Origin of the sequence: Thermus oshimai DSM 12092 (assembly GCF_000373145.1) — a bacterium.
Lineage (GTDB): Bacteria > Deinococcota > Deinococci > Deinococcales > Thermaceae > Thermus > Thermus oshimai.
In genome coordinates this window covers 58938-82536 of sequence record NZ_KB890614.1, presented here as the reverse complement: position 1 = coordinate 82536, position 23599 = coordinate 58938, and the positions used below count along the sequence as shown (strand labels likewise).

The 23599-nt window shown below is 68.4% G+C and carries 25 protein-coding genes and 1 pseudogene; 10 read left to right on the top strand and 16 right to left on the bottom strand.

Annotation, left to right across the window (positions count from 1 at the left end; translation table 11 throughout):
• Window positions 1-20: 20 nt before the first annotated feature.
• The 12 genes from cmk to B043_RS0105985 all read right to left on the bottom strand — a co-directional run bounded on the left by cmk (window position 21) and on the right by B043_RS0105985 (window position 11910).
• The gene (gene cmk, locus B043_RS0106040) at window positions 21-635 is read right to left on the bottom strand and encodes a (d)CMP kinase (protein ID WP_016329960.1); all 615 of its coding nucleotides are present in this window, start codon (window positions 633-635) and stop codon (window positions 21-23) included.
• Window positions 620-1909, bottom strand: coding sequence for a 3-phosphoshikimate 1-carboxyvinyltransferase (aroA, locus tag B043_RS0106035; RefSeq protein WP_018461308.1), 1290 nt, complete (start codon window positions 1907-1909; stop codon window positions 620-622). Before aroA ends, cmk begins: the two co-directional genes overlap by 16 nt.
• 93 nt (window positions 1910-2002) lie before the next feature.
• Window positions 2003-3139, bottom strand: coding sequence for a cysteine desulfurase family protein (locus B043_RS0106030; RefSeq protein ID WP_018461307.1), 1137 nt, complete (start codon window positions 3137-3139; stop codon window positions 2003-2005).
• 6 nt (window positions 3140-3145) lie between these two features.
• Window positions 3146-3589: an RrF2 family transcriptional regulator gene (locus B043_RS0106025; RefSeq protein ID WP_018461306.1), complete on the bottom strand. Its 444-nt coding sequence runs from the start codon at window positions 3587-3589 to the stop codon at window positions 3146-3148.
• A 15-nt stretch (window positions 3590-3604) separates the two neighbouring features.
• Complete coding sequence (locus B043_RS0106020) at window positions 3605-4411, bottom strand: metal ABC transporter permease (protein WP_016329964.1); 807 nt, start codon at window positions 4409-4411, stop codon at window positions 3605-3607.
• A complete protein-coding gene (locus B043_RS0106015; protein ID WP_018461305.1) occupies window positions 4404-5144 on the bottom strand; it encodes a metal ABC transporter ATP-binding protein in 741 nt (246 codons plus the stop codon). Before B043_RS0106015 ends, B043_RS0106020 begins: the two co-directional genes overlap by 8 nt.
• A 39-nt stretch (window positions 5145-5183) precedes the next feature.
• On the bottom strand, window positions 5184-6005 hold the full coding sequence (locus B043_RS0106010) for an ABC transporter ATP-binding protein (RefSeq protein ID WP_016329966.1): 822 nt from the start codon (window positions 6003-6005) through the stop codon (window positions 5184-5186).
• 47 nt (window positions 6006-6052) lie between these two features.
• The gene (locus B043_RS0106005; protein WP_016329967.1) at window positions 6053-7255 is read right to left on the bottom strand and encodes an ABC transporter substrate-binding protein; all 1203 of its coding nucleotides are present in this window, start codon (window positions 7253-7255) and stop codon (window positions 6053-6055) included.
• 14 nt (window positions 7256-7269) lie between these two features.
• Window positions 7270-8337: a branched-chain amino acid ABC transporter permease gene (locus B043_RS0106000; protein WP_016329968.1), complete on the bottom strand. Its 1068-nt coding sequence runs from the start codon at window positions 8335-8337 to the stop codon at window positions 7270-7272.
• Window positions 8334-9227 carry a branched-chain amino acid ABC transporter permease gene (locus B043_RS0105995; protein WP_016329969.1) on the bottom strand — a complete coding sequence of 298 codons (894 nt, stop codon included), beginning with the start codon at window positions 9225-9227 and terminating at the stop codon, window positions 8334-8336. Before B043_RS0105995 ends, B043_RS0106000 begins: the two co-directional genes overlap by 4 nt.
• Window positions 9224-11152, bottom strand: a complete 1929-nt coding sequence (locus B043_RS0105990; protein ID WP_016329970.1) for a long-chain fatty acid--CoA ligase — start codon at window positions 11150-11152, stop codon at window positions 9224-9226. Before B043_RS0105990 ends, B043_RS0105995 begins: the two co-directional genes overlap by 4 nt.
• Entirely contained in the window at window positions 11149-11910 is a 762-nt protein-coding gene (locus B043_RS0105985) for an ABC transporter ATP-binding protein (protein WP_016329971.1), read from the bottom strand. Before B043_RS0105985 ends, B043_RS0105990 begins: the two co-directional genes overlap by 4 nt.
• A gap of 179 nt (window positions 11911-12089) precedes the next feature.
• On the opposite strand from B043_RS0105985, the gene rpmH reads away from it, so the two are divergent.
• Genes rpmH through prmC form a run of 6 tightly spaced genes read left to right on the top strand, consistent with a single transcriptional unit; the run spans window position 12090 to window position 15551 of the window.
• Window positions 12090-12236: a 50S ribosomal protein L34 gene (rpmH, locus tag B043_RS0105980; protein ID WP_016329972.1), complete on the top strand. Its 147-nt coding sequence runs from the start codon at window positions 12090-12092 to the stop codon at window positions 12234-12236.
• Window positions 12206-12541 carry a ribonuclease P protein component gene (rnpA, locus tag B043_RS12645; protein ID WP_081593792.1) on the top strand — a complete coding sequence of 112 codons (336 nt, stop codon included), beginning with the start codon at window positions 12206-12208 and terminating at the stop codon, window positions 12539-12541. The genes rpmH and rnpA overlap by 31 nt, the downstream gene beginning before the upstream one ends.
• 5 nt (window positions 12542-12546) lie before the next feature.
• Window positions 12547-12795 (top strand): membrane protein insertion efficiency factor YidD, encoded by a 249-nt coding sequence (yidD, locus tag B043_RS0105970; RefSeq protein WP_016329974.1) that lies wholly within the window; start codon window positions 12547-12549, stop codon window positions 12793-12795.
• The gene (locus B043_RS0105965; protein WP_016329975.1) at window positions 12792-14078 is read left to right on the top strand and encodes a YidC/Oxa1 family membrane protein insertase; all 1287 of its coding nucleotides are present in this window, start codon (window positions 12792-12794) and stop codon (window positions 14076-14078) included. The genes yidD and B043_RS0105965 overlap by 4 nt, the downstream gene beginning before the upstream one ends.
• A gap of 11 nt (window positions 14079-14089) precedes the next feature.
• On the top strand, window positions 14090-14677 hold the full coding sequence (locus B043_RS0105960; RefSeq protein WP_016329976.1) for a Jag family protein: 588 nt from the start codon (window positions 14090-14092) through the stop codon (window positions 14675-14677).
• Window positions 14640-15551 (top strand): peptide chain release factor N(5)-glutamine methyltransferase, encoded by a 912-nt coding sequence (prmC, locus tag B043_RS0105955; RefSeq protein WP_016329977.1) that lies wholly within the window; start codon window positions 14640-14642, stop codon window positions 15549-15551. Before B043_RS0105960 ends, prmC begins: the two co-directional genes overlap by 38 nt.
• A gap of 1035 nt (window positions 15552-16586) precedes the next feature.
• On the opposite strand, the pseudogene B043_RS13420 reads toward prmC, so the two are convergent.
• Both B043_RS13420 and lptB read right to left on the bottom strand, forming a co-directional pair.
• Window positions 16587-16808 (bottom strand): annotated as a pseudogene (locus tag B043_RS13420) (DUF3084 domain-containing protein); the annotation flags it as partial.
• On the bottom strand, window positions 16809-17537 hold the full coding sequence (lptB, locus tag B043_RS0105945) for an LPS export ABC transporter ATP-binding protein (RefSeq protein WP_018461303.1): 729 nt from the start codon (window positions 17535-17537) through the stop codon (window positions 16809-16811).
• A gap of 54 nt (window positions 17538-17591) precedes the next feature.
• Between lptB and gltX the strand changes: the two genes are divergently transcribed.
• The 4 genes from gltX to B043_RS0105925 are packed head-to-tail and all read left to right on the top strand — an operon-like array spanning window position 17592 to window position 20806.
• The gene (gltX, locus tag B043_RS0105940; protein ID WP_018461302.1) at window positions 17592-19001 is read left to right on the top strand and encodes a glutamate--tRNA ligase; all 1410 of its coding nucleotides are present in this window, start codon (window positions 17592-17594) and stop codon (window positions 18999-19001) included.
• A gap of 17 nt (window positions 19002-19018) precedes the next feature.
• Entirely contained in the window at window positions 19019-19462 is a 444-nt protein-coding gene (locus B043_RS0105935; RefSeq protein WP_018461301.1) for a hypothetical protein, read from the top strand.
• Between the two features lie 3 nt (window positions 19463-19465).
• Window positions 19466-20380 carry a signal recognition particle-docking protein FtsY gene (gene ftsY / locus B043_RS0105930; protein WP_016329982.1) on the top strand — a complete coding sequence of 305 codons (915 nt, stop codon included), beginning with the start codon at window positions 19466-19468 and terminating at the stop codon, window positions 20378-20380.
• Window positions 20381-20398: 18 nt separating this feature from the next.
• Complete coding sequence (locus B043_RS0105925; protein ID WP_016329983.1) at window positions 20399-20806, top strand: disulfide oxidoreductase; 408 nt, start codon at window positions 20399-20401, stop codon at window positions 20804-20806.
• Here B043_RS0105925 and B043_RS0105920 read toward each other — a convergent pair.
• Both B043_RS0105920 and B043_RS0105915 read right to left on the bottom strand, forming a co-directional pair.
• Window positions 20794-21513, bottom strand: coding sequence for a hypothetical protein (locus B043_RS0105920; RefSeq protein ID WP_016329984.1), 720 nt, complete (start codon window positions 21511-21513; stop codon window positions 20794-20796). The two genes, B043_RS0105925 and B043_RS0105920, sit on opposite strands and share 13 nt — an antisense overlap.
• On the bottom strand, window positions 21510-23591 hold the full coding sequence (locus B043_RS0105915; RefSeq protein WP_018461300.1) for an ATP-dependent helicase: 2082 nt from the start codon (window positions 23589-23591) through the stop codon (window positions 21510-21512). Before B043_RS0105915 ends, B043_RS0105920 begins: the two co-directional genes overlap by 4 nt.
• Window positions 23592-23599 lie beyond the last annotated feature (8 nt).

Below are 23599 nucleotides of genomic sequence, written 5' to 3'. Positions count from 1 at the left end.
CCGCAGCTTGCCCCATACCCCTAGTCCCTAAGGTGCTCCAGGATGCGGGCCACCACCTCTTCCAGGCCCATCTCGCTGGTGTCAATGACCAGCGCGTCCGGCGCGGGGGCGCTTTGGCGCCGGTCCTTCTCGTCCCGCGCCAGGAGCTCCCGGAGCACCTCCTCAAAGGCCTGGGGCCTTTCCTTGGCCCGCCTTCTCGCCCGCACCTCGGGGCGGGCGGTGAGGTAGAACTTGTGGGGGGCTTGGGGGAAGACCGCGGTGCCCATGTCCCGCCCCTCGGCCACGAAGGGCGGGGGGACCTCCTTGAGCCTGGCGTTCACCCAGGCCCGAACCCCCTCCTTCCGGGCCACCTGGGAGACGAGGCGGTCCACCTCCGGGGTGTGGAGGAAGGGGGTGAGGTCCTCCCCGTTCTGGAGGACGCGGTCGGCCTCGAGGCGCACCCCCTTCCCCTCCAAGAGGGCGAGGAGGGCCTGTTCGTCCTCTGGGTCCACCCCGTGGCGGAGGGCCAGGTAGGCCGCGGCCCGGTAGAGGAGGCCGCTGGAGAGGTAGGGCACCCCCAAGGCCTCCGCCACCCTCCTCGCCACCGTGCTCTTCCCCGAGGCCGAGGGGCCGTCGATGGTCACGATGCCGCGCATAGCCTCTTCAGGTCCTCAAAGAAGCCCGGATAGGAGATCTCCGCCCACTGGGGCTCGTAGACCCTAACCCCCACGGGCAACCCCGCCACGGCGAAGGCCATGGCGATGCGGTGGTCGTGGAAGGGCTCCACCGCCCCAGGCCGCACCCCGCCCCCCCGGATCCTGAGCCAGTCCGGCCCCTCCTCCACCTCCACCCCCAGGGCGCGGAGGTTCTGGGCGATGGCCGAAACCCGGTCCGACTCCTTCACCCGGAGCTCGGAAAGGTTCGGGATGTGGGTCTCCCCTTCCGCCCAGGCGGCGGCCGCGGCCAGGACGGGCACCTCGTCCACCATGAGGGGGATGAGGCTGGGATCCACGGAAACCCCTTTTAAGGGGCTATGCCGGGCCCGCACCCAGCCCACGGGCTCCCCACCCTCCCCCTCCTCCACCCGCCACTCCAGGTCCGCCCCCATGGCCTTTAGGACCTTTAGGAGGCCGGTGCGGGTGGGGTTCAGGCCCACCCCCTCGAGGGTCACCTCCGAACCCGGCACCAGGAGGGCCGCCACCAGGAAAAACGCGGCGCTGGAGAAGTCCCCAGGCACAATAAGGTCCCGCGCGGGGAAGGGCTCCGCAGGACGGGTGCGCACCCGGGGGCCCTCCTTCTCCAGGGGCAGGCCGAAGTGCAGGAAGAGCCTCTCCGTGTGGTCCCGGGTGGGGACGGGCTCCTCCACCTCCGTCACCCCTTCCGCGAAGAGGCCCGCCAGGAGGAGGGCGCTTTTCACCTGGGCGCTGGGCACGGGGAGGGTGTAGCGGAGGCCCCGGAGGGGCACCCCCCGCACGGCCAAGGGGGCCCTCCTCCCCCCTTCCCGCCCCTCAATCCGGGCCCCCATGGCCCTCAGGGGCTCCACCACCCGGCCCATGGGCCTCCGCCTTAAGGAGGCATCCCCGGTGAGGACGGCGAAAAGCCCCTCCTGCCCGGCCAGGAGGCCGAGGAGGAGGCGCATGAGGGTCCCCGCGTTCCCGCAGTCTATGACGTCCTCGGGCTCCTTCAGGCGGAGCCCCACCCCCCGGACGCGGAAGTGGGGGCCCTCCTCCGCGATCTCCGCCCCCAGGGCGGCCATGGCCTTGGCGGTGGAGAGGGTGTCCCCCGCCTTCAAGGGGTAAAGGAGCCGCCCCTCCCCCTCGCTTAGGGCCAGGAGCATGAGGCCCCGGTGGGTCACGGACTTGTCCCCGGGGACCCTCAAGACCCCCCTTAAGGGGCCTTCCGCCTTGAGGTCCAAAAAGGGCCGGTTCATGCCCTAGAGTCTACCGGGCACCGAAGCCGGTGGGAAACCCCATCGCCTTTGAGCTTGGGGGCCCCCGCCGGAGCAGGTGCTCCGGCGGGGTACCTAGGCCCTGGCCCTCTCCACCGCCTCCCGGAAGACCCCTATGGCCTCCTCCACCTCCTCTTCCGTGGTGAAGCGGCCCAGGGAGAAGCGCAAGGAGGCCCGGGCCTCCTTGGGGGTGCGGCCCATGGCCAGGAGGACGTGGGAGGGCTCGAGGCTCCCCGCGCTGCAGGCCGAGCCCGAGGAGACGGCCACCCCCAGGAAGTCCATGGCGAGAAGGAGGGTCTCCCCGTCCGCCCCCTTCACGGTGACGTTGGTGATCTTGGGAAGCCGCCCCTCCCTGGGGCCGTTAAGCTCCACCCCCTCCACGGAGAGGAGGCCGGCCTCGAGGCGGTCCCTTAGGGCCCTAAGCCTCTCCGACTCCTCGGGGAGGAGCCTTAGGGCCTTCTCCAGGGCCACCGCCATCCCGTGGGCCAGGACGGGGCTTGGGGTCCCCCCCCGCCTGCCCCCCTCCTGCTTGCCCGGCACCAGGGGGTAAAGGCTCACCCCCCGGCGCACCAAAAGCCCCCCGATGCCCTTGGGGCCGTAGAACTTGTGGGCGCTGAAGGAGAGGAGGTCCACCCCAAGCTCAGAAAAGCTCACGGGCACCTGGCCCACGGCCTGCACCGCGTCCGTGTGGAAGAGGGCCCCGTGGCGGTGGGCCACCTCCGCGAAGGCCCGAACGGGGTAAAGGGCCCCCGTCTCGTTGCCCGCCAGCATCACGCTCACCAGAAAGGTGTCGGGGCGGAGGGCCTCCTCCAGCTGTTCGGGGTAGACCATCCCCTCCCGGTCCGGCTTCAGGCGGGTCACGGAAAAGCCCAGGCGCTCAAGAAGGCTTAGGGCCCCCAAAACGGCGGCGTGCTCCACCTCCGTGCTCACCACGTGCCCCCGCCCCCGGGCCAGGGCCACCCCCAAAAGGGCCAGGGCGTCCGCCTCCGAGCCCGAGCCGGTGAAGACGAGCTCCCTGGGGGAGGCCGCAAGGAGGTGAGCGATCCGCTCCCGGGCCTCCTCCAGCACCCTTCGCGCCCTCTGGCCGAAGCGGTGCACGCTGGAGGGGTTGCCGAAGACCCCCTCCACCTCCCGCATGGCCTCGGCCACCTCCGGGTCCAGGGGGGTGGTGGCGGCGTAGTCCAGGTAAATCCCCCGCTCCCTGCGCTCCATGGCGATCTAGGAAGCCTCCAGCTGGATGAGCCTCTTGGCCTCCAGAAGCTTCCGCTCCTCTATGAGGTCCTGGAGGGTGGTGCCCCCCAAAACCCCCCGCATGGCCAGGTCCACCCGTTTCCAGAGGAGCTCCGTGGAGCACTGGCCCACCTTGGCGCAGCTTTCCGGGTCCTCAATGCAGGACACGGGGGCCAGGCTCCCCTCCAGGGCCTCCACCACCTCGAGGGCGGTGACCCGCTCGGGGGGGCGGGCCAGGCGGTACCCCCCCTTGGCCCCGCGCACGGAACGGATGAAGCCCGCGCGGCGGAGCTGGGCGGCGATCTGCTCCAGGTAGTGGAGGCTGATGCCCTGGGCCTCGGCCACCTCCTTGAGGGGCACCGCCTGGGGCGCGCGGAGGCCGATCTCCACCAGGGCGCGCAGGCCGTACTGGGCCTTCGTGGACACCCACATGCCCTCAGTATACGCCTATTTTCCGCCTGAGAATACGGGTTTAAAGAGGGCTAGGGCGAAGAGGAGGGTCTGGACCAGGACGATGCTGGCCCCGCTGGGCAGGTCCAGGAGGAAGGCCACGAGGAGGCCTAAGAGGGTGGCCAGGAGGGCCAGGCCCAGGGAAAGGAGGGTCATGCCCGCGAAGGTGCGGGCCAGAAGCCTCCCCGTGGCCCCGGGGATGACCAGAAAAGCGGCCACCAGGATGGCCCCCACCAGCTTCACCGCCAGCACCAGGCCCAGGGCCACCAAGGCGGAGAGGAGGTAGTCGTGAAGGACCACGGGAAGCCGGTCCGCCTGGGCCAGCTCCCGGTCTAAGGTGGCGTAGGCCCAGGCCCCCCACAGGGGGAGGAAAAGGAGGAGGAAGAGGAGGAGAAGCCCCAAGGCCAAAAGGTCCTGGGGCCCCACGAAGAGGAGGGAACCGAAGAGGTAGCCCATGGCGTCCCCCACGTACCCCCGGGCCCGGGAGAGGAAGACCGCCCCCAAGGCCACGGAGAGGGCGAAGAACACCCCGATGGCCGTGTCCTCGGAAAGGGGGGTTTTCTCCTTGACCCAGGTGATGAGGAGGGCCACCAGGAGGGTGAAGGGGAGGGCCAGGTAGAGGGGCTCCTCCCTTAGGAAAAGCCCCAGGGCCACCCCGGCGAAGGCCGCGTGGGCCAGGCCATCCCCCAGGAAGGAAAGCCGCCTTTGCACCACGAAGGGGCTTAGGAAGCCGGCGAAAAGGGCCACCCCAAGCCCCGCGAGAAGGGCCCGCTGGAAGAAAGGGTAGGCCAGGGCCTCAAGCATCCTTGCCCCCCGCGTAAACCCCATGCGCATGCCCCAGGTGGCCGAAGGCCTGGCGCAGGCAGGCCTCGGAAAGGGCCCGCTCCGGGGGCCCGAAGCCGATGACCTTTCGGTTCAGGACGAGCACGTGGCTCGCGTGGTGGGCCGCGTCCAGGTCGTGGGTGATCATGAGGACCGTGGCCCCGGTCTCCGCCTGGTAGGCCTCGAGGTAGCGGTAGAGGTCCACCTCCCCCACCCGGTCCACCCCCGTGGCGGGCTCGTCCAGGAGGAGGAGCTTGGGCCGGCGCACCAGGGCCCGGGCCAGGTACACCCGTTGCAGCTGCCCCCCGGAAAGCCGCCCCAGGGGGCGCTCCGCCAGGTCCTCCGCCCCCACCCGCCTCAGGGCCTCCAGGGCCAAGGCGCGCGCCTCCCTCCCCAAGCGGAAGGGCCAGGTGGGCCTTAGCCCCGTGGCCACCAGCTCCAGGCTCAGGGCGGGAAAGGTGCGGTCAAAGGTCTTGATCTGGGGCACGTAGCCGATGCGCTTGGGGTCCACCGCCCGAAGGGGATGGCCAAAAAGCCGTACCTCTCCCCTAAAGGGGACCAGGCCCAGAAAGGCCTTCAAGAGGGTGCTCTTCCCCGCCCCGTTGGGGCCGATGACCGCCACGAAGGCCCCTTCGGGGACCTTCAGGGAAACCCCCTCCAGGGCCACAAAGTCCCCAAAGCGCACGGAAAGGCCTTCCGCCTCGAGGGCCCACACCCCCTGATGATAATAACTTTTCAATATCCCGTCAAGGCCTCACATGAAGCGCTTGCGCCTTTTGTAGGCCTTCACCTCCTTGAAGCTCTTCCGCCCCCCGCCCTTGGCCACCCCCAGGTAGAACTCCTGCACGTCCGGGTTCTCCAAGAGGTCCTCCCGGCTCCCCTCCAGGACGATGCGCCCCGTCTCCATGATGTAGCCGTAGTGGGCCACGGAAAGGGCCATGCGGGCGTTCTGCTCCACCACCAAGACCGTGACCCCCTCCTCCGCGTTCACCCGGGCCACGATGTCAAAGATCTCCCGCACCAAAAGGGGGGCAAGGCCCAAGGAGGGCTCGTCCAGGAGGAGGAGCCTGGGCCTGGTGAGGAGGGCGCGGCCGATGGCGATCATCTGCTGCTCCCCCCCGGAGCAGTACCCCGCCAGGCGGTGGCGGAGCTCGGCTAGGCGAGGGAAGTAGTGGTAGATGCGCTCCAGCTCCTCCCCGGCCCGCCCCCCCCGCACCAGGGTGCCCACCCGGAGGTTCTCCTCCACGGTGAGGTGCTTGAAGACGCGCCGCCCCTCCAGCACCTGGACGATCCCCAGGCGGACGATCTCCTCGGGGGGGCGGTTGTGGATGGGCTTCCCCCCATAGAGGATCTCCCCCCGCACCACCTCCCCGTCCTCGGGGATGAGGAGGCCGGAGATGGCCCTCAAGGTGGTGGTCTTCCCCGCGCCGTTGGGGCCTAGGAGGGCGGTGATCCGCCCCTCGGGCACCTTGAGGGAGACCCCCCTGAGGACCTGGATGATGTCGTGGTACACCACCTCTATGTTGTTGACCAAAAGAAGGATGGGGCCGAGGTCTTCGGGTCGGACCGGGGTCATGGCTGGGAAAAGGGGGGTGGGGGTTTCCCCACCCCCAGGTCTAAGGGCTACTTGCCGTAGTGGACCTTGCGGAAGAGGGCCGAGGTGAAGGGCTCGGTCACGGGGACGAACCGGCCCCCCTTGGCCTCGAGGATCCGGAGGCCCTCCGCGCCGGTGTGCTCGCTCCTGGTGAAGTCAATCTCAATCCCTTGCTTGGTGGAAACGGCAAAGCCCGGCTTGAAGGCGTTGGGGCCGTTCATGCCGATGATGGCCTGGTACACGGTCTCGTGGGTGATGCGCTTGAACCGCTCCTGGGCCCGGCGCATGGCCTCCACCGCGATGGCCGCGGCCAGCATCCCGTTGGTGTAGTTGGTGCTGCGCACGATGGCCTCCGGGCGGCCGTACTTCTTGCCCAGCTCCTTCTGCAGCTGGATGCCCGCGGCGTCCTCCTCGTACATGTAGAAGCTGGTGGCCCAGAGGAAGCCCTCCGCCGCGTCCCCCGCCAGGTTGATGAGGTCGGGACCCCCGGTGTAATGGGCCCCCAGCTGCTTGATCTTCTTGTCCAGGCCCAGGCGCTTGGCGTCTTTCAGGATGTTGGCCACGGGCCCGGCCACGTTCTGGTGGACGATGTACTCCACCCCCTGGGCCTCGAGGCGCTTCAGGAGGGCGGTGTTGTCCAGGTTGCCCCCGCCCACCTCCTGCACGTCCACAATCTGGAGGCCCAGCTGCTGGGCCGCTTTCCGGGCGTCCGCCACCGGGGCCCGGCCGAAGGGCGAGGGGTTGACCACCAGGGCCACCTTGGCCCCCTTCTTCTGCTTGGCGATGTACTCCAACAGGGCCACCACCTGCTCGGAGTAGGTGGAGGTGGGGATGAAGAAGTAATCGTTGTTGGGAGGATCCACCAGCTCCACGTGCATGGAGGCGGGGATGGTGGGAATCTTCAGCTCCTGGATCAGGGGCTTAAGCTGCAGGTTGGCCCCCGTGGCGTAGGAGAGGAAGAGGGGGATCTTGAACCGGTCCACCGCCTCCTCAAAGAAGCGCTGGGTGTTGGCGTTGTTGTACTGGTCGTCCCGCACCACGCAGTTCAGGACCACCCCGGGAATGAGCTTCCGCTCGTTGGCGTACCGGCAGTAGTCCTCCACCGCCGCCCCGTAAGGCGCCCCCGCGTCCGAGGTGGGCCCGGTGATGGCCCCCGACCAGAACAGGGTCACCTGCTGCTGGCCCAAGGCCAGCCCCGCCGCCGCTAAAACGCCTAGCCACCGCTTCTGCATACCCATCCCTCCCTCTAGTACTTAAACGGCCAGGTGCGAAGGTAGCTTCGCACCAGACGCCACCAGTTGTAAAGCCCCCGGGGCTCAAACATAAGGAAGAGCAGGATCACGAGCCCGAAGACCAAAGGACGAAGCGCGCTGGCCACGTCCACCCCCGCCACGCTGAAGCCCAGGGCCTTGATGGCCTGGGACAGGGCCTCCATGTTCACGTCCAAAAGCTCCAGGAAAAGGGGGCCCAGGAAACTCCCCACCAGGGTGCCCAACCCCCCCACGATGGCCATGGCCAGGAGCTTGATGGAAACCGCAAAGGTGTAGTCCTCAATCACCACCGCCCGGGAAAGGTAGGCGTAGAGCACCCCGGCCACCCCCGCGTAAAAGGCCCCCAGGGCGAAGGCGAACAGCTTGGTCCGGCCCGGGTCCATGCCCATGGCGTCCGCGGCCCGGTCGTTGTCCCGCACCGCCACCAACGCGCGGCCGTACTTGGTGCGGAGGAGGTTGCGCCAAAAGAGGGCCAGGCCCACAAGGAGGGCCAGGCTCACGTAGTACCAAAAATGGTAGTGGTTGCGAAACCCCACCTCGTAGCCGAAGAAGGCCACCCGGGGCATCTCCATGGCCCCCCCTTGGCGCAAAAGGGGCAGGTGGCCCACGCTCCACTCAAAGATCACCTGGAAGGCCAGGGTGGCCAGGGCCAGGTAGAGGTGCTTCACCCTGAGGCTTGGGATGCCCACCAAATAGCCGAAGAAGGCCGCCACCACCCCCCCCAAGGGCAGGACGAGCCAGAAGGGCAGGCCCAAGGGGGCGAGGAGGGCCGCGGTGTAGGCCCCCACCCCCATGAAGGCCGCCTGGCCGATGTTGATGAGCCCCGCGTAGCCCGTGGTGATGTTGAGGCCGAGCACCGCGATGCTGTAGACCAGGATGAGGTCCAGGATGAAGACCTGGGTCCGGGCCAGAAGCTGGGGCAGGACCAAAAGGGCCCCCAGGAAAAGCAGGAGGGAAACGAGCTCCCGGTGGGTGGCGAAGATGGAGGCGTCCTCCTCGTAGCGGGTCTTGTAGTTGCCGGTCTGGGCCCAAGGGTTCTTCATACGCGCTCAATCTCCTCCGTGCCGAAAAGGCCATGGGGCTTGAACCAGAGGACCAACAAGAGGACCAGGAAGGGGAAGACGTCCCGCGTCCCCCCGCCGGGGACGTAAGCGTCCAGGTAGCCCGCGGCCAGGTTCTCCAGCACCCCGATGAGGATGCCCGCCACCACCGCCCCGGGGATGGAGTCCAGCCCCCCCAGGATGACCACGGGGAAGACCTTGAGGCCGATGTGGACCAGCCCGTCCAGGTTCAAGCCGGAGATGGTGCCCACCACGAGCCCCGCCGCGGCGGCCGTAAGCCCCGCGGCCGCCCAGGCCAGAGCGAAGACCTTTTCCACAGAAACCCCCAGGCTCATGGAGGCCATCTGGTCGTCGGCCACGCTGCGCATGGCGATGCCCAGGGTGGAGCGCTGGAAGAACCAGGTGAAGAGGAGGAGGAAGACCAGGGTGAAGGCCACCGCCAAGAGCTGGGCGTAGGAGATCTGCACCCCCAAGAAGGCCACGCCCCCGGCCGGCAAGAAGGGGGGGTAGCTGAAGTTGCCCGCCCCAAAGGGGGTGAGGTGGATGAGGCCGTCTAGGAGGGAGGCCAGGCCGATGGTGGCCATGATCACCGCGATGATGGGCTGGCCCACCATGCGCTTCAGGAAAACCCGCTCCACCCCAAAGCCCAAAAGGGCGGTGAAGGCCAGGGCCAAGGCCGCGGCCAGCAGGAAAGGAAGCCCCAAGGAGACCGCGGCGAAGTAGGCGGTGAAGGCCCCGATGGCGATGAACTGCCCCTGGGCGAAGTTCACCACCCGGCTGGCCTTGTAGATGAGCACAAACCCCAAGGCGGCCAGGGCGTAGACGAGACCCAGCACCACCCCGGAAAGGAGGACCTGCAGGAAAAAGCTCACGCCGGCACCCCCTCCCCTAAGGTCAGGACGGGCACCCGCGCCCTAACGCGCTGGACGGTGCCGTCTTGGTAACGGAACTCCGTCTCCACCTCCGCCTCCTCCTGCCCCGAGTAGAGGGCCTCCACCAGGGGGCCGTACTTCCTCGCGATGAGGCCCCGCCGCACCTTGCCCGTGCGGGTGAGCTCCTCATCGTCCGCGTCCAAAAGCTTGGGCAGGAGGAGGAAGCGGCGCACCTTAAGGGTCTCGGGCAGGTCCCGGTTCACCCGCTCCACCTCCTTCTGGATGAGCTCGGCCACCTCGGGCTTGGTGGAGAGGTCCAGGTAGGTGGTGTAGGCCAGGCCCCGGTCCTCCGCCCACTTGCCCACGGTCTGGGGGTCCACGTTGAGGAAGGCGGCCAGGTAGGGCTTGCGGTCCCCAAAGACCACCGCCTCCTTGATGTAGGGGCTGAACTTGAGCTTGTTCTCCACAAACTGGGGGCTGAAGATCTCCCCGCTTTGGGTGCGCATCACGTCGCTGAGGCGGTCTATGACCACCAGGTGGCCGTCCTCCGTGAGGTAGCCCGCGTCCCCCGTGTGGAGCCACCCCTCCCGGAAGGTTTCCGCCGTGGCCTCCGGCCGCTCCCAGTACCCCGCGCAGACCGCGTCCGAGCGGCAGAGGATCTCCCCTTCCTCGCTGATCCTGACCTCGGTGCCGGGGATGGGCTTGCCCACGGTGTCGTAGCGGATGTCCCCATCCCGGTGGACGAAGGCGATGCCGATGATCTCCGTCTGCCCGTAGATCTGCTTGAGGTTCACCCCGATGGCGTGGAAGAAGCGGAAGGTGTCGGGGCCCAGGGCGGCCCCCCCCGTGTAGGCCCGCCTGAGGCGCAGGAAACCCAACTGGTCCCTAAGGGGCTTGAAGAGGAGCTGGTCGGAAAGCCAGTAGGCGAGGCGCAAAGCGAGGGGCATGGGCCTCCCCCGCATGCGGTACTCCGCCGCCCGGTAGCCTATCCTTAGAAGCCTTTCGTAGACGAAGCGGTTAAAGCGGGGGCTTTCGGAGATGCGCACGAAGATGTTGCTCTGGATGCTCTCCCAGACCCTGGGGGGGCTGAACATCACGTGGGGTCCGATCTCTTTAAGGTCGTGCATGGCCGTCTCCACCGCCTCGGGGAAGTTCACCGCGAACCCCCCGGTGAGGGCCATGGCCACGGACATCATCTGCTCCCCGATCCAGGCGAGGGGCAGGAAGGAGAGGTAGTCGTCCGTGGGCGCCAAAGGGTCCACCTCCTGCAGGGCCACGCCCATATGGACCATGTTCCGGTGGCGGAGCATGGCCGCCTTGGGGCGGCCGGTGGTGCCGGAGGTGGAGGAGAGGTGGCAGACCTCCTCGGGGCTGGCGGAGAGGAGGAGCTTTTCCACCGCCTCGGGGTGTTTCGTGCGGTGCTCCCGGCCCCGTTCCAGGACCTCCTGGAAGGAAAGGAGCCAGGGGTCCCGGTAGCCCCCCATGCCCTTCTCATCCTCGTAGATCACGTGGCGCACCTGGGGGATCTCGTTTCTGATCTCGTAGAGCTTGTCCACCTGCTCCTGGTCCTCCGCCAGGACGATGCTGGCCCCGGTGTAGGTGAGCATGTAGGCGATCTCGGGGGGAAGGCTGCTCTGGTACACCCCCACGCTGATCCCCCTTACGGCCTGGGCCCCAAGCTCCGCGTAGAGCCACTCGGGGATGTTGTCCGCGAGGATGGCGAGCCGGTCCCCCGGGTTGAAGCCCAGGGAGAGGAGGCCGTGGGCGAAGAGGAGGACCTTCTCGTAGTACTCGGCGTAGGTGATCTCGTTCCATATGCCGAGGTCCTTCTCCCTCAAGGCCACCCGGTCCCCCTCCTCCAGGGCCCTGAGGCGGAGGAGCTGGGGCAGGGTGTAGCGCTTGAGCTCGTAAGAGGGCCGGATCACGCTTCCACCCCCAGGTAGGCCTCCTGGACCCGGGGGTTTTTGGCCACGGCCTCCGGGGCACCCTCGGCGATGACCTGGCCGAAGTCCAGAACGTAGATGCGGTCGGAGATGTCCATGACCACCCCTAGGTCGTGCTCGATGAGGACCACGGTGGTCCCCCGGGCGCGGATCTCCAGGATGAAGCGGACCATGTCCTCCTTCTCCTCCAGGGTCATCCCCGCCATGGGCTCGTCCAGAAGGAGGAGCTTGGGGGAAAGGGCCAGGGCCCGGGCCACCTCCACCCGCTTCCTCACCCCGTAGGGGAGGTTGCCCACGGGGGCTTTGCGGTAGGCCTCGAGCTCCATGAAGTCTATGACCTCCTCCACCGCCTTGCGGTTCTCCACCTCCTCCTTCAGGGCCCGGCCGTAGAAGAGGCCCGCCCCGAAGAGGCCGTAGCGGAGGTGGGTGTGGCGGGCCAGGAGGAGGTTTTCCAAGACGGTGAGCCCCGAGAAGAGCTCGATGTTCTGAAAGGCCCGGGCGATCCCCTTGCGGGTCACCTCGTGGGGGGTGGCCCGGGTGAGGTCGTGCCCCTCAAAGAGGATGCGTCCTCGCTGGGGGTGGTAGAAGCCGGAGATGCAGTTTAGAAGGCTCGTCTTCCCCGCCCCGTTGGGGCCGATGACCGAGACCAGCTCGCCCCGTTCCACCTCCAGGGAGACCCCGCTCAGCGCCGCAAGCCCCCCAAAGGTAAGGGTGATGTTCTCCACCTGAAGCTGGGCCACGCCTGCCTCCCTAACGACCGTTTGCCGGGGAGTATAGCAGGGGCCACAAAAGGATGTCAATCCTATGCACGCCCGCGAAAAAACGTTACACCGAATCCATCCCGGGGGTTGGGCCTGGCCAGGGGTCTATGGTACACTCTTCGGGGTATCGGGGGCTAGGCCCCAAGGGAGGGAGATGGATGAAAAGGACCTGGCAACCCAACCGCAGGAAACGGGCCAAGACCCACGGCTTCCGGGCCAGGATGCGCACCCCCGGGGGGCGCAAGGTGCTGAAGCGCAGGCGGCAGAAGGGCCGCTGGCGGCTCACGCCCAGGGTGCACCGCTAAAGAGCCTTAAGGGGGACAGCGCCTTCCGGCGCCTCCGCCAGGGGCGGACCGGGCGGGGGCGGTACGTCACCGTCCGCTGGCTTCCCGCCCCGGAGCTCCGGGTGGGCATCGTGGTGTCCAAGAAGGTGGGCAAGGCGGTGGTGCGGAACCGGGTGAAGCGCCGCCTGAGGGAGATCCTCCGCCGCCTCCACCTGCCCCGGGCCCACCTCCTCCTGGTGGCCACCCCGGAGGCCCGGGAGGCGGGCTTCGCCGAGCTCTTCCAGGACCTCACGCGGGCTCTGAAGAAAAGCGGGCTGGTACAATAGGCCCCGTGCGTGGGTTTCTCCTCCTTCTGGTCAAGTTCTACCGGCGTTTCCTCTCGCCCCTAAAGCCCAAAATCTGCCGCTTCCACCCCACCTGCTCGGCCTACGCCCTGGAGGCCCTGGAGCGGCACGGGGCCTTTTGGGGAAGCTACCTCGCTGTAAGGCGGATCCTCCGCTGCCACCCCTTGCACCCTGGGGGCCTGGACCCTGTGCCCCTGGTCTTTCCTCCCAAAAAAGTCAAGGGGGTGGGGCGGTGAGGCGGCTCCTCGCCCTCTTCGCCCTTTTGGGGTTGGCCCTGGGCCTCGAGGCCCGCTTCAAAGAGGCGGACGTGAACGGGGACGGCCGGGCCGAAAGGGTGGCCGAGACCAACCTCATGGACCTGGCCTTCACCCCCAGCGGGGAGGTCCTGGGCTGGTACGTGAAGACCTACAAGGGCACCGCCTTCTCCGACTACACCCGGGCCCCGAGCCTGGCCCAGGGGGGGCCGGTGGTGGCCCCCGTGGGCTTCCAGGCCCAAGGGGCGGAGTTCAAAGAGGAGGATGGCCGCCTCATCGCCCGCTTTAAGGGCCAAGAAGGCACCCTCACCTACACCATCCAAAAGGGCCGGTACACGGTGGAGGTCCAGGCGGACTTCCCCCTTACCCTCGCCCTAAGCGCCAATGGGACGCCCAAAATCCTCCTCCAAGGGGCCCAAAGCCCCGCAACAAGCGGGGAGGGCGAGGCGGTCTACCTGGCCTTCCAGACCCGGCCCAAGGCGGGCTACGCCCTGGTGGCCTGGGAAGGGTTCCCGGCCAAGCTGGTGGGCCAGAAGGCGGAGGTGAGCCTGGCCCCGGGGGAGGTCCTTAGGGTCTATGGGGGCCAGAACGAGCTGGTGCGCTTCCACGTGGAAGGCCTCCAGGGGCTTCCCGGCCTCTTCCAGCCCAACATCTGGGGCCAGCTCTCCTTAGGCCTCCTCTACGTGATGGAGTGGGCCTTCCGCTACACGGGAAGCTGGGCCTTGGCCATCCTCGTCCTCACCCTCCTGGTGCGCCTCCTCCTCTGGCCCCTCATGCACCAGCAGTTCAAGAGCATGGCGGAGATGCAGCGCCTCCAGCCCCTCATCCAGAAGATCAACGAGAAGTACAAGGACGACCCGGAAAAGCGGGCGGAGGCCACCATGAAGCTCTACCAGGAGCACAAGGTGAACCCCGCGGCCGGGTGCCTGCCCCTTTTCATCCAGATGCCCATCCTCTTCATCCTCTGGAAGGTCATCGCCAACTACGAGTTCGGGCAGGGCTTCCTCTGGATCCCCGACCTGGCCCTCCCCGACCCCTTCTACGTCCTCCCCGCCCTCTACGTGGCCAGCACCTTCCTCTCCACCTGGCTCTCCGCCCACGGGAACAAGGACCTCATCCGGCAAAGCCTCTTCATGAACCTGATCTTCATCTTCCTGGTGCTCCAGTTCCCCTCCGGGGTGACCCTGTACTGGGTGCTCTCCAACCTCATCGGGCTCGTCCAGCAGTGGCTCATCAACCGGAGCCTGGCCCCCCTGAAGGCGTAAACTAAAGGGGCATGGACGAGCGCAAGAAGAACATTGACGAGCTCCTTTCCGACCTGGGGGTCCTGGAGGAGGGCCCCATTGGGGTGGAGCTTAAGGAAACGGGGAAGGAGCCCAAATCCAAAGGCCCCAAGGAAGTTCTGGAGGAGTTCCTGGTGGGCCTCCTCCTCCGCCTGGACCCCGCCCACTACGTGGAGGTGCGCCAGGAGGAAACCCTCTTCAAGGTGGAGGTCAAGGGGGGGGACTTGGGCCGCTTCATCGGCAAGGAGGGCAAGACCCTGAGGGCCGTGGAGTACCTGGCGGGGGTGGTGCTGGCCAAGACCTTCGGCGGGGCCTACCGGGTGCAGCTGGACGCGGCGGGCTACCGCAAGCGCCGGGAGGAGAAGATCCGCCGCCTGGCGCAAGAGGCGGCGGAGACGGTGATAAGGACGGGAAAACCCCTCCCCCTTCCCCCCATGCGCCCTTCGGAAAGGCGCCTGGTGCACATGCTCCTCAAGGAGCACCCCCAGGTGACCACGGAAAGCCAGGGGGAAAGGGAGGAGCGGCACGTGGTGGTCTACCCCCGTGGCGGGGCTTCTGGGACGCCTGCGGAGGAGGCTTAGGGCGGCGGGCCTTCCCGAGGCCGAGGCCCTGGACCTCCTAGCCCTGGCCCTGGGGAAGGGCCGCTTAGAAGCCCTCCTAGCCCGGGAGGTGCCTAAGGAGGCGGAGGAGAAGGCCCTTCGCCTCCTGGAAAAGCGCCTCCAAGGCTACCCCCTCCAGTACCTTCTGGGGGAGGTGGAGTTCTTCGGCCTCCCCCTCAGGGTGGAGGAAGGGGTGCTCATCCCCCGTCCGGAAACGGAGGGGCTGGTGGAGCTGGCCCTAAGGCTTCCCCTCCCCCGGGCGGCGCGCATCCTGGACGTGGGCACGGGGAGCGGGGCCATCGCCTTGGCCCTGAAGGTCCATCTCCCCGAGGCGGAGGTCCACGCCACGGAAATAGACCCCAAGGCCCTGGCCCTGGCCCGGGAGAACGCCCGGAGGCTGGGCCTCGAGGTGATCTTCCACCAGGCCCCCCTCACGGGAGGGCTAAGGGACCTGGACCTCCTGGTGAGCAACCCCCCCTACCTGCCCGAGGCCTACCGGGAAGAGGCCCCCAAAGAGCTCCGCTACGAGAACCCCCAGGCCCTCTACGCGGGCGAAGAGGGGCTTTCCGTGGCCCGGCCCCTGGCGGAGGAGGCCTGGCAGGCCCTGAAGCCCGGGGGGTACCTCCTCCTGGAGCTCGCCCCGGAAAACGTCCACCTCCTGGCGGGGGAGCTCAGGGCGAGGGGCTGGGAGGAGGTGGCGGTCCTAAGGGACCTGGCGGGTCGGGACCGGTACCTCCGGGCCCGGCGGCCCCCCCAGGAGGCGGAAGGAGAGAAGGGGCCGCTCCCAAGTCCAGGCCTCGGCCTCCACCACCACCCCCACCCGGACCACCCCCCGCCGCCCCCGGAGGAGGCTTAGGCCCTGGGCCAGGGCCTCGGGGGTGGGGAAGGCGGCGTACTCCGGGGGGAAGCCGGCCTCCAGGAGCCGGGCCTGGGCCCGCTTTCCCAAGGCCTCCAGGGCCTCCCGGGCCTGGGCCTCGCCCGTAAGGCGGAAGGTGGCGCTGGCCAGAACCTCCCCCTGGGCAAAGGCCTTCTTGGCGGGGTAAAAGCGGCCCTGGACCTGGAGGAGGCCCTCCCGGTAGCCCGCGCCCTCCAGGACCACCACCCCCGGGCCTGGAAGCTCCAGGGGCAGGAGCTCGGCCCCCCGAAAGCCCAAGGCCCGGGCCCGCCGCTCCGCCTCCCTCAGGAGGACCTCCCGCCCCTCCCCCTCTTTGAGCACCGCCGCCCCCAGGTCCAGCCCCTGGGCCAGGCGGGCCAGGTTGAGGGAGAGCTGTCCCCTTTGCCCTTCCAGCACCTGGGCCTGGACCACAAGGTCCCTAAGCCGCTCCTCCGCGCGGCGGAGCTCCTCCCGGCTCTTGGCTAGGGCCTCCCGCAGGGCCTTTGCCTCCTCCTCCAGGTGGGCCTTTTCCCGTTGGACCTGGAGGAGGAGGCCTTTTAGCTCCGCCACATCCCCCTCCAGCCTGGCCCGGGCCCTAAGGAGGGCCTTCCGCTCGGCCTCCAGGGCCTGGGATTCCTTTTGGAGTTTTTCTAGTCTTGCTTCTAGGGCCCTGGCCCGGGCCTCCTTGGCGGAAAGCTCCGCCTCCAGGGAAGAAAGCTTGGCCTCCAAAGCCTCCGCTTCCCCCTGGAGGCGGTCCCGCTCGGCCTTCAGGCGGTCCCGTTCCGCCCTTAAGGCCTCCGCCTCGGCCTTAAGCCCCTCCGCCTCCTTCGCCAGGGCGCGCCTCAAGGCCTCCCCCCGCTCCAGGGCCTCCAGGAGCTCCCGCCGCTCCCCCCTCAGGGCGTTGAGCTCCGCTAGGGCCCTCGAGGCCTCCGCCTCCATGGCCTTTTGGCTTTCCCTTAGGGCCCGGACCTCCTCCTTCAGGCGGTCCCGCTCCTGGCGGACGGCCTGGGCCTCGAGGATGGTCTGCCGCGCCTCCTTGAAGACCAGGAGGAACCCCAGGTAGGAGAGGAGGGCGATGCCCACCCCCGTGAGGACCGCCACCAGGGTGGCCGTCTGGCGGGGTCGGAGGCGGAAAAAGCGCAGGTGGCGCTTCCCCGCCCACTTGGCCACCCGGTCCCCCAGGTAGGCCACCAGGGCAGAAAGGAACAGAATGAGGAGGAGAAGCGCCCAGAAGGTCATCTACAGCTCGTAGTCCTCGCCCAGGTAGTGCCGCCTCACCCCCTGGTCCAGGGCGAAGGTCTTGGGGTCCCCGTGGAAGAGGATGGCCCCGTCGTACATCACGTAGACCCGGTCGGTGATGGCCAGGGTTTCCCGCACCGCGTGGTCGGTGATGAAGACCCCCACCCCCCGCCTTTCCCGGAGCTCGGCGATGACCTTTTGGATCTCCCGCACGTTCTTGGGGTCTACCCCCGTGAAGGGCTCGTCCAGGAGGATGAAGTCGGGGTCGGTGGAAAGGGCCCGGGCGATCTCCAGCCTCCGCCTCTCCCCCCCCGAGAGGCTGTAGGCGTAGCGGTCCTTTAGGTGGTAGATGGCCAGCTCCTCCAAAAGGGCCTTGGCCTTTTCCAGCCTTTCCTTTTTAGAAAGGGGCTGGAACTCCAGGATGGCCAAGAGGTTTTCCAAGGCGGTCATCCGCCGGAAGGCGCTGGGCTCCTGGGGGAGGTACCCGAGGCCGAGCCGCGCCCTCTTGTACATGGGTAGCCCCCCCACCTCCTGGCCTTTCAGGAAGATGCGCCCCGCGGTGGGCCGGATAAAGCCCACCACCATGTAGAAGGTGGTGGTCTTCCCCGCCCCGTTGGGCCCGAAGAGGGCCACGATCTCCCCCCGCTTCAGGAAGAGGTCCACCCCCCTCACCACCTCCTTGGGGCCGTAGCGCTTTCTTAGGCCTTCCGCCCTAAGCTCCCCGTCCATTACCCCTTAGCCTAAAGCCCAGCCTTTAGCCCCGGATGAGATAATGGGCGAGGTATGGTGGTCACCCGCATCGCCCCAAGCCCCACCGGCGACCCCCACGTGGGCACGGCCTACATCGCCATCTTCAACTACGTCTGGGCCAAGAAAAACGGGGGGCGCTTCATCGTGCGCATAGAGGACACGGACCGGGCCCGCTACGTGCCCGGGGCCGAGGAGCGCATCCTGGCCGCCCTCAAGTGGCTCGGCATCCCCTACGACGAGGGGCCGGACATCGGGGGGCCCCACGGACCCTACCGGCAGTCGGAAAGGCTTCCCCTCTACCGCACCCACGCGGAGGAGCTCCTCAGGCGGGGCTTTGCCTACCGGGCCTTCGAGACCCCGGAGGAACTGGAGAGGATCCGCAAGGAGAAGGGGGGCTACGACGGCCGGGCCCGGAACATCCCCCCCGAGGAGGCGGAGGAGCGGGCCAGGCGGGGGGAACCCCACGTGATCCGGCTCAAGGTGCCCAGGCCGGGGGTCACGGAGGTGCGGGACGAGCTTAGGGGGGTGGTGGCCTACGACAACGCGGAGATCCCCGACGTGGTCCTTCTCAAGTCCGACGGCTACCCCACCTACCACCTGGCCAACGTGGTGGACGACCACCTCATGGGGGTCACGGACGTGATCCGGGCCGAGGAGTGGCTGGTGTCCACCCCCATCCACGTCCTCCTCTACCGGGCCTTCGGCTGGGAGGTCCCCAAGTTCTACCACATGCCCCTGCTGAGGAACCCGGACAAGACCAAGATCTCCAAGCGCAAAAGCCACACCTCCTTGGACTGGTACCGGGCGGAGGGGTTTTTGCCCGAGGCCCTCAGGAACTACCTCTCCCTCATGGGCTTCTCCATGCCCGACGGGCGGGAGATCTTCACCCTGGAGGAGATGATGGCCGCCTTCACCTGGGAGCGGGTCTCCCTGGGGGGGCCGGTCTTTGACCTGGAGAAGCTCCGCTGGATGAACGGGAAGTACATCCGGGAGGTCCTCCCCCTGGAGGAGGTGGCGGAGAGGGTGAAGCCCTTCCTCCAGGCCCGGGGGTTCTCCTGGCCGGACGAGCGCTACCTCCTCCGGGCGGTGGAGCTCATGCGCCCCCGGTTTGACACCCTGAAGGAGCTGCCCGAGAAGGCCCCCTACCTCTTCACCGAGGACTACCCCTTCTCGGAAAAGGCCCAGGCCAAGCTGGAGGAGGGAAAAGGGCTCCTCGTAGAACTCCTCCCCCGCCTACGGGCCCTGGAGGACTGGCGGGAGGAGGCCCTGGAGGCCCTCCTCCGGGGCTTTGCCGGGGAGAAGGGGCTTAAGCTCGCTCAAGTGGCCCAGCCCCTCCGGGCCGCGGTCACGGGCTCCTTGGAAACCCCGGGGCTCTTTGAGATCCTGGCCCTTCTCGGCCGGGCGCGGGTCCTGGCGCGGCTGGAGCGGGCCCTCGGTTTGTGAAGCCGTATACTAAGGGCATGCGGCGCCTTTTCGCCCTCCTTCTCCTTTTCGGCCTGGCCTCGGCCCAAAGCGCCCTAAGCCTCCGCTTCGGCTACGGGGAGGCCTTGGGCCTCACCTTCGGGGCCGGGGTGGAAAACCGCCTAAGGGAAAACCTCTCGGGGAGGCTCCTCCTGGAGCTCGCCCCCGCTGCACCTGGGCTTTTCGCCTCGGGGGAGCTCCTCTTCAAGCCCGACCTGGGCCGCTACGACCCCACCCTCCGGGGCCTCCTCCCCTACCTGGGCGGGGGGCTTGGGGGGGTGCTGGCCTTCCAGGGCCCCTCCACCTTGGGGGTGGGCTTCACCGGGGGCCTCGAGGCCCTCTTGGACCCCACCACCGGCTTCTTCCTGGAGGGGAGCTACGTCTACGGCTTCGGGGACTGGCCCAAGACCTGGCGCCTGGCCTTCGGGGCCAACTTCCGCTAAGCCATGGGCTTTTTTGACCGGCTTAAGGCGGGGCTCGCCAAAACCCGGGAAAGGCTCCTCAGCGCCATCCCCTGGGGGGGCAACCCCGAGGAGGTCTTGGAGGAGCTGGAAACCGCCCTCCTCGCGGCGGACGTGGGCCTTAGGGCCACGGAGGAGCTCCTGGAGGCCCTCCGGGCCTCGGGGCGGAAGGACCTGAAGGAGGCGGTGAAGGAAAAGCTCGTCCAGATGCTGGAGCCTGAGGAGCGGCGGGCCACCCTCAGGCGGCTTGGCTTTAAGCCCCAAACCCCCAAGGCGGTGGAGCCCAAGGGGCACGTGGTCATGGTGGTGGGGGTGAACGGGGTGGGCAAGACCACCACCGTGGCCAAGCTGGGGCACTACTACCGGAACCTGGGGAAGAAGGTCCTCCTGGGGGCGGGGGACACCTTCCGGGCCGCGGGGAGCGCCCAGCTTGTGGAGTGGGCGGAGCGGCTTGGCCTCCCCGTGATCCAGGGCCAGGAAGGGGCCGACCCCGCCGCCTTAGCCTTTGACGCCGCCACCGCCAGGAGGGCCCGGGGCTACGACCTCCTCCTCCTGGACACCGCGGGCCGCCTCCACACCAAGGGGGGGCTCATGGAGGAGCTCAAGAAGGTGAAGCGGGCCATCCATAAGGCGGACCCCGGGGAGCCGGGGGAGGTCTGGCTGGTCTTGGACGCGGTCACGGGCCAAAACGGCCTGGAGCAGGCCAAGCGCTTCCACGAGGCGGTAGGGCTTACGGGGGTCATCGTCACCAAGCTGGACGGCACGGCCAAGGGAGGGGTGGTGGTCCAGGTGGTGGAGGCCCTGAAGGTGCCCGTGCGCTTCATCGGCGTGGGGGAGGGGCCGGAGGACCTCCAGCCCTTTGACCCCGAGGCCTTCGTGGAGGCCCTCTTGGAGGCCTAAACGGGTAGGCTATAGAGGATGAAGCGCGGACCCCTCCTCCTGGCCTTCGCCTGGACCGTGGCCCTGGTGGCCACCTTAGGCAGCCTCTACTACTCCGAGGTGCGGCTTTTCCTGCCCTGCGAGCTCTGCTGGTACCAGCGCATCTTCATGTACCCCCAGGCCCTCCTCCTGGGGCTTGCCCTCTTCCGGAACGACCTGGGCGTTTGGCCCTATAGCCTTCTCCTCTCCCTGGTGGGGGGAAGCATCAGCCTCCTCCACCTGGCCCAGCAACGCTTCCCCGACCTCTTCACCCTGGCCTGCAAGCCCCCTGTGCCCTGCACGGTGGAGTATATCCCAGCGTTCCCCATCCCCCTGCAGGCCCTCATCGCCTTTACCCTCATCGCCCTCAGCATGCTCCTCCTGGCCCGGAGCCCTCAAAAGGCGTAGCCCAGCCCCTCCAGAACCGCCCGCACCCGGAGGTCCAGCAGCTCCTCGAGCCCGTGCACCCGCTCCACCCGCTCCCCCAGGCGGGGGTCCTCCGGGGTCAAGGCCAGGAGGTGGTGGAAGGGCTGGAGGAGCTCCAGGGAAAGCCTGCCCCCGGCGTGGATGAGGAGGTCGGACTTCAGGGCCAGGGCCTGGACCTCCTCCCGCCTCAGGGCCACGTGCCCCCGGACCCCCTTGGGAAGCCGGGCCAGGAAGGCATCCCCTTCCGCAAAGCTCTCCGCCGCCACGGAGACCTGGCCCAAGGGGCGAAGCGCAGGGGCCAGGTGGGGGCGGAGGGGCCCAAGCCAAAGGGCCCGGGCCCCGGGGTAGTTCCGGCTAAGGAAGCGCTCCAGGGCCAGGGCCTCCGTGTGCTGGCCCAAAAGGCCCCCAGGGTAGGGCAGGAGGAGGTCCACCCGGCCGGTCCGCTCCGCCTCCGCCTCGAGGCGCACCCCTTCCGGAGGGGGAAGGGCCTCCTCCAGGACCAGGCCCGCAAAGTCCAAAAGGCCCAGGCAGGGAAGGGCCTGGAAGGGGTCTGGGAGCTCCAGGGGGTAGGGGAAGAGGGGGAGCCGGGCCGCGGCCACCTGGGCCTGGAGGAGATGGAAGAGGGGGGAGGCCTTCCGGTAGACCACAAGGAGGGGCCTCGGCTTCTGGTAAGGGGGCCAGGGGTTCATGCCGGGCGCAGGTCCGCGTACTTGAGGGAAAGGCGCTTCAGGCCCACCCCCTCAAAGTGGACCGTAACCTCGTCGCCGCTTGCCGCCACCACCGTGCCGGGGCCGAAGCGGGGGTGGACCACCTTCTCCCCGCCCCGGAAGGCCCCCTGGGCTCTGGGGGCGGGCTTGGGCTGGGCCCCCTGGCGGTAGGGGTCATGGGGGAGGTAAAGCCCTTCGGGCACCTCCTCCAGGAAGCGGCTCATCCGCCTGGGCTCCCGCCTGCCGTACACCTCCCGCTCCCGGGCGTAGGAGAGGTAAAGCCTGTCTTGCGCCCGGGTCACCCCCACGTAGAAGAGGCGGCGCTCCTCCTCCAGGCCCTCCAGGGTGCTCAAGGAGGACTGGTGGGGCAAAAGCCCCTCCTCCACCCCCACCAGGAAGACCACCGGGAACTCCAGCCCCTTGGCGTTGTGCAGGGTCATGAGGGCCACCCCCCTCCCCCCGTCCTGGTCCGCCCGGGCGGTGAGGGCCACCCGGTCCAGAAACTCCTGGAGGTCCTGGGCCTCCTTGGCCGCCCGGAGCAGCTCCTCCACGTTCTCCAGCCGGTCCTCCGCGTCCTCGGGGTGGTGCTCCTTGAGGTACTGAAGGTAGTCCGTGGCGGAAAGGAGGTGGCGGAAGAAGGCCTCCGGGGGGCCAAAGGCCAGGTCCGCAAGCTCGTCCAGAAGCGCAAGGAAGGCCCTTAGGGGCTCGGGCTTGGGGAAGCGTTCGGCCCCAAGCCGGATGGCCCCGAGAAGGGGCACCCCCTCCGCCTGGGCCAGGGCCTCGAGGCGGGCTAAGGTGGCGGGGCCGATGCCCCTTGGGGGGGTGTTGAGGACCCGCTTTAGGCTCACCCCGTCCTCGGGGTTCAAGCTCAAGCGGGCGTAGGCCAGGAGGTCCTTCACCTCCGCCCGCTCAAAGAACCCCACCCCGCCCACCACCCGGTAAGGGAGGCCCTTTGCCGCCAGGGCCTGCTCCAGGAGGCGGCTTTGGGCGTTGGTGCGGTAGAGCACGGCGAAGCGCTCGTAAGGGGGCCCCAGGCGGAGGATCTCCTCCGCCACGAACCGGGCCTCCTCCCGGGCCTCGGGGGCGGCGTAGACCCTGACGGGCTCCCCCCCGGGCTTCACCGGGCGGAGGGTCTTTTCCAGCCGCAGGCGGTTCTTTTGGATGACCGCGTTGGCGAAGCGCAGGATGGCCTCCGTGGAGCGGTAGTTCTCCTCGAGGCGGTACACCCTAGCCCCGGGGAAGTCCCGGGTGAAGTCCAGGATGTTGCGGATGTCCGCGGCCCGGAAGGAGTAGATGCCCTGGTCGGGGTCCCCCACGGCCATGAGGTTGGCCTCCTCCCCCGCGAGGAGGCGGGCGAAGCGGTACTGGACCGGGCTCGTGTCCTGGTACTCGTCCACGTGGATGAAGCGGGCCCGCTTGCGCACCTTGGCCAGGACCTCGGGGTTTTCCTCAAGAAGCCTCAGGGCGTAGACCAGGATGTCCCCGAAGTCCAGGGCCCCTTGGGCCCTTAGGGCCTCCTGGTAGCGGCGGAAGACGTCCAGGACCTTCCCTTTGGGAAGGCCCGCGTAGTAGTCCGGGATCTCCAACGCCTCCCACGCCTCCCCCCGGTTCTTGGCCCGGTCCAGGAGGGCCTTTAAGGGGCCCGGCTTGGCGGAAAGCCCAAGCTCCTTCAAGACCTCCTTGAGGAGGGCCTCCTGATCCGCCTCGTCGTAGACCACGAAGCCGGGCTTGAGGCCGATGGCCTCCCCATAGACCCGGAGGATCCTTAAGGCGGCGCTGTGGAAGGTGGCCACCCAAAGCTCCCCCGCCCCCGGCACCAGGGCCTTGAGGCGCCCCTTCATCTCCTCCGCGGCCTTGTTGGTGAAGGTCACCGCCAGGATCTCCCCCGGGTACACCCCCCGGTGGGCCATGAGGTAGGCCACCCGGTGGACCACGGTGCGGGTTTTGCCGCTCCCCGCCCCGGCCACCACCAAGGCGGGGCCCTGGAAGTGGAGAACCGCTTCCTGCTGGGCGGGGTTTAAGGGGGCAAGGAGGGCATCGGGATGACCAGGGGCCGTCACGGGGCCAA